General features: G+C 29.8%; 6 protein-coding genes and 1 pseudogene. All 7 read left to right on the forward strand.

The genetic code is table 11. From position 1 onward, the window contains the following. A pseudogene (locus B4I81_RS09935) lies at positions 1-300 on the forward strand (LTA synthase family protein); the annotation flags it as partial. A gap of 88 nt (positions 301-388) precedes the next feature. Then, positions 389-823 carry a thioredoxin family protein gene (locus B4I81_RS09940; RefSeq protein ID WP_291110215.1) on the forward strand — a complete coding sequence of 145 codons (435 nt, stop codon included), beginning with the start codon at positions 389-391 and terminating at the stop codon, positions 821-823. Further along, the gene (locus tag B4I81_RS09945) at positions 823-1,806 is read left to right on the forward strand and encodes an FAD:protein FMN transferase (protein ID WP_291110217.1); all 984 of its coding nucleotides are present in this window, start codon (positions 823-825) and stop codon (positions 1,804-1,806) included. The genes B4I81_RS09940 and B4I81_RS09945 overlap by 1 nt, the downstream gene beginning before the upstream one ends. A 1-nt stretch (position 1,807) precedes the next feature. Next, the gene (locus tag B4I81_RS09950; RefSeq protein ID WP_291110219.1) at positions 1,808-2,017 is read left to right on the forward strand and encodes a DUF4266 domain-containing protein; all 210 of its coding nucleotides are present in this window, start codon (positions 1,808-1,810) and stop codon (positions 2,015-2,017) included. An 11-nt stretch (positions 2,018-2,028) separates the two neighbouring features. Further along, positions 2,029-3,459 (forward strand): DUF3570 domain-containing protein, encoded by a 1,431-nt coding sequence (locus B4I81_RS09955; RefSeq protein WP_291110221.1) that lies wholly within the window; start codon positions 2,029-2,031, stop codon positions 3,457-3,459. Positions 3,460-3,471: 12 nt separating this feature from the next. Beyond that, positions 3,472-4,137, forward strand: a complete 666-nt coding sequence (locus tag B4I81_RS09960) for a response regulator transcription factor (protein WP_291110222.1) — start codon at positions 3,472-3,474, stop codon at positions 4,135-4,137. Between the two features lies 1 nt (position 4,138). Continuing rightward, positions 4,139-5,000 (forward strand): cation diffusion facilitator family transporter (locus B4I81_RS09965; protein ID WP_291110224.1); only part of this gene is annotated, 862 nt, incomplete at its 3' end.

A 5,000-nucleotide genomic window follows, 5' to 3' on the forward strand; every position in this document is an offset into this window, starting at 1 on the left:
GATATTTTTCCAACTTTATTTGGAGCTTTAAATTGGAGCTACACTTCAAACTTTTTTGGAAAAAATGTTTTGTCTAAAAATTATGAACAAAGAGCATTAATTGGAACATATCTAAAATTAGCACTAAAAAAAGAAGATAAGGTTATGATATTATCCAATAAGAAATCGGGACATTATTATAAATGGGACAAAGGATCAAATAAATTATCGCCACTTCCTGTTAATAAAAAAGTTTTGGAAGAAACGATTTCCTGGTATCAGACTGCTGATTATTTATATTTAAATGGTAAATTGAAATAAACTTAATTTTTACTTAATGTAATCATTAGAAAACAATTATTTAAATCTATTGGAGTTTATTTGTATAGAAATTAAAAAATAAAAAAAAATGAAAAAATTATTTTTAAGTATCCTATTGTTGTTTTCAGCCTTTAGTTTTTCACAAGATTGGAAATATAATTTTGAAGAAGCCAAACAAATAGCTTCGGAGGAAGGTAAAAATATTATTATAGTTTTTTCTGGTTCTGATTGGTGTGCACCATGTATCAAATTAGATAAAAATATTTGGCAATCTGAAGTTTTTCAAAAAGAAGCTTCTAAAGAATGGATAATTGTAAGAGCTGATTTTCCTCGAAAAAAAGCAAATACTTTATCAAAAGAGCAAACAGAGCACAACAGAATGTTAGCTGATAAATTTAATCAAGAAGGGAGTTTTCCTTTAGTTGTTATTCTTGACAAAAATGGAAAATTATTAGGAAAAATGGGATTCAAAAACGTATCCCCTGAAGAGTATATTAAAATGATTCATGCTTTTGACAAATAATGAGAAATAGTTTTTTCATATTACTTGTAGTTATTTCATCACAACTATACAGCCAACAACTTTTTAAGAAAAAGCAAAGTTTGTTGGGAAGTCCATTCGAAATTACAGTTATCGCTAAAGATTCAATTGAAGGTAATTATTTTAACAATTTAGCTATTTCTGAAGTAAAAAGAATTGAAAATTTAATTTCAGATTGGATACCATCATCTCAAATTTCTAAAGTCAATCAAAATGCAGGAATATCACCTGTTAAAGTAGATATAGAAGTATTTGAATTAGTTGAAAGAGCCGTTAAGATTTCTAAATTAACTTCTGGAGCATTTGATATTAGTTATGCCTCAATGGATAAAATATGGAAATTTGATGGCAGTATGAAAGAAATGCCATCTGAAGAAGCAATTAAGAAATCAGTTGAAAAAGTAGGCTATCAAAATATAATTTTGGCCCCTAATGAGCAAACAATTTTTTTAAAAAATAAGGGGATGAAATTGGGACTTGGAGGAATTGGTCAAGGATATATTGCTGATAAAATTAAATATCTACTTCAAGAAAAAGGTTGCCAATCTGGATTAGTTAATGTTTCTGGAGATATTAATACTTGGGGAAAACAATTGGACGGAAGCTCATGGACAGTAGGTATTGTTAACCCAATGAATAAAAATAAAGTATTTGCCACTTTTCCACTCGATGATAGTGCAGTTGAAACTTCAGGAAGTTATGAAAAATATGTATCTTTTAATGGGAAACGATATTCACACATTATAGATCCAAGAACGGGATATCCTGCAACAGGTATTATAAGTGTATCTGTCTTTGCTAAGCAAACAGAAATTGCTGATGCACTTGCTACAGGAATATTTGTTTTGGGAGTAGAAGTAGGTATCGATTTAGTAAATCAATTAAAAGGAATAGAATGTATTATAGTGGATGACAAAGGAGGAATTCACGTATCAAAAAATATAGACATCAAAAAATATCAATAATATGAAAAAATTTATAATCGTTTTTTTAATTTTTATAGGAGTATCTTCTTGCAATTCTGTTAAAGAATATGATAAACAATATATTAATGACCCTGATATGAAATTGTCAGCAAGAGCTTCTGAGCGATATGAAACAACTTTTCAAGTATATAGAGAAGCTGCTTCTGGAGCTAATGGAGGAAAGACAGGTGGAGGTTGTGGATGTAATTAATATAACTAATAATGAAAAATAAAATTATTTTATTACTTGTCTTAATTAGCAATTATGCTTTTTCACAAGTAGCAGATTCAACAAAAATTACTTATAAAAAACGTGTTTTAGAAACAATTGAAGTTGATTTCCTACTAAGTTACTATAAGCAAGATGGTGTTCACTCTTCTGTATCTGGTGGTATGGGTTCAGAAAAGTTAACCGATTTAGCATCAAATATTGTCGTTGCTATACCTTTAAATGATGATGATGTTTTAACTGTTGATATGGGATTATCAGCTTACACATCAGCATCCTCTAGTAATATAAATCCATTTAATGCTACAGGAGCTTCTGGAGATGATGATGATGATGATGATAGAGCTAATACAGGCCCTTATGGTACTCCTTGGCAAGCTTCATCTGGTGCATCGGCTCAAGATGTATTGGGAACTGCTGTAATAAATTATAGTCACAGTTCAGATGACAGGAATCTAATCTGGAATGCAGATGTTTCATTTTCAAATGAATATGACTATACTTCATTTGGTTTTGGTGGTGGAATAAGTAAATTATTTAATAATAAAAACTCTGAAGTTAGCATCAAAGGAAATGTTTATTTAGATCAATGGAGACCAATATATCCGACAGAATTACACGAATATGGTGTTTATGGTAATAATTTTCAAAACCAAGGTTATTTTCAAGGTGTTGACATAATAGACCAAAATGGATTAACTTCCAATAGTTATTTACCTTCTTCATTTGAACAGTGGAAAACAACGAATAGAAATTCATATGCTGCTTCATTTGGTTTTTCCCAAGTTGCTACAAAAAAAATGCAATTTTCAATATTTTTTGATCTTTTGCAGCAAGAAGGTATGCTATCAACACCTTATCATAGAGTTTATTTTGCTGATAAAGCTAATTATTATATTGGTCAGGCTCAATATATTCCAGTATATGAATCATCTCAAAATAAAGGGGTTTATCAGTTAGCCGATGATATAGAACGTTTACCAGGAACTCGCTTTAAATTACCATTTGGAGGTAGATTAAATTATTATTTAAATGAAAGGTTTTCATTGAGAACATATTATAGATATTATTGGGACGATTGGGGAATCACATCTCATACTGCTAGTTTAGAGTTACCTATTAAATTATCAGATAAATTTACTGTATTTCCAATGTATCGATATTATGTACAAAATCAATCTAAATATTTTGCACCTTATGAAACTCATTTATCAACTGAAAAGTTTTATACTTCTGATTATGATTTATCTAGTTTTAGTGCAAATCAATATGGTTTTGGGATTGGGTATACCGATATTCTAACTAATGCGAAAATTTGGAAATTTGGATTAAAAAGTATAGATTTTAGATTCAATCATTATGATAGAAATGATGGTTTAAATGCTAATATTATCACTTTTGGAATTAAATTTGTGGAACAATAATCTAATTTAATTATGCACATTCTAATAGTGGAAGACGAAAAAGGTATTGTTGACTTCTTAAAACAAGGTTTAGAAGAAGAAGGATATACCATTTCATCTGCTTCAGATGGTGAAGAAGGATTGAGAAAAGCAATTGAATTTCCAATAGATTTAGTTTTATTAGATTGGATGTTACCCAAAATGCAAGGAATTGATGTTTGTAAAAATATTCGATTACAAAAAAGTAATTTGCCTATTATTTTCTTAACCGCCAAAGATACAGTTCAAGAAACGATTGAAGGATTAAAAGCAGGAGCGAATGATTACATTAAGAAACCGTTTTCATTTGAAGAATTATTAGAGCGTATAAAAATTCATTTTCGCACAAAAGATGAAGTTAAAATTTTAAAGCTTGGAAATATTACCTTAGACAAATCAAAATTTCAGGTTTTTGTTGATAATAAAGAAGTATCTTTGACACAAAGAGAATTTGAGTTACTCGAATATTTAATTAAAAATAAAGGTCAGGTTTGTACAAGAACCAATATTATTGAAGACGTTTGGGACATTCATTTTGAATATGATACAGGAGTTATCGATGTGTTCATGAATGCTATTCGTAAAAAACTAAACCTATCAAAAGATCAAGAATTAATTAAAACCATTAGGGGAGTAGGGTATATCGCAAACGAAATTTAGCATGCCAAACACAGAAAAAGCAATTAAAGCAACATATTTTAGTATCATTGGAAATACATTATTAGCCTTAATAAAAGGTATTACAGGATATTTTGGAAATTCTTATGCTCTGATTGCCGATGCTATTGAATCAACGGCAGATGTTTTTGCTTCTTTTTTAGTACTTTTTGGCATAAAATATTCGAACAAACCCGCAGATGAAAATCATCCTTACGGTCACGGTAGAGCAGAACCTTTAGTTACCTTTCTAGTTGTTGGATTTTTAATTACTTCTGCCACCATTATTGCTTACGAAAGTTTTCAAAATATTCAAAATCCTCATGAACTTCCTAAACCTTTTACGCTATTTGTTTTAGGTGCTATTATTCTCTGGAAAGAAATTTCATTTCAAATAGTAATGAAACGAAGTATTGAAACTAATAGTAGTGCTCTTAAAGCTGATGCTTGGCACCATAGAAGCGATGCAATAACCTCAGTTGCCGCATTTATTGGGATTTCAATTGCGCTATTTTTTGGAAAAGGATATGAATCAGCTGATGATTGGGCAGCTTTATTAGCATCTGGCTTTATCTTATACAATTGTTATAAAATATTTCGTCCGGCTTTGGGTGAAATTATGGACGAACATTTATATCATGACTTGGAGGCTGAAATAAAAAGAATCTCTCAAACAGTAAAAGGTGTTATATACATTGAAAAGTGTTTTATAAGAAAAGCTGGAATGAAATTTCATGTAGATTTACATGTTATGGTAGATGGTAATAAATCGGTTAAAGAAGGACATGACATTGCCCATCTTTTAAAAGATACTTTACGAAAAGAACTTCTTGAATTAGGCCATGTATTAATTCATATTGAGCCTA

It is taken from the genome of Flavobacterium sp. UBA6195 (assembly GCF_002422095.1).
Lineage (GTDB): Bacteria > Bacteroidota > Bacteroidia > Flavobacteriales > Flavobacteriaceae > Flavobacterium.

What these genes read in the sequence shown, in the direction of transcription:
- B4I81_RS09940 (WP_291110215.1), top strand. Translation starts at nt 389, where the DNA reads ATGAAAAAATTATTTTTAAGTATCCTATTGTTGTTTTCAGCCTTTAGT.
- B4I81_RS09945 (WP_291110217.1), top strand. Translation starts at nt 823, where the DNA reads ATGAGAAATAGTTTTTTCATATTACTTGTAGTTATTTCATCACAACTA.
- B4I81_RS09950 (WP_291110219.1), top strand. Translation starts at nt 1,808, where the DNA reads ATGAAAAAATTTATAATCGTTTTTTTAATTTTTATAGGAGTATCTTCT.
- B4I81_RS09955 (WP_291110221.1), top strand. Translation starts at nt 2,029, where the DNA reads ATGAAAAATAAAATTATTTTATTACTTGTCTTAATTAGCAATTATGCT.
- B4I81_RS09960 (WP_291110222.1), top strand. Translation starts at nt 3,472, where the DNA reads ATGCACATTCTAATAGTGGAAGACGAAAAAGGTATTGTTGACTTCTTA.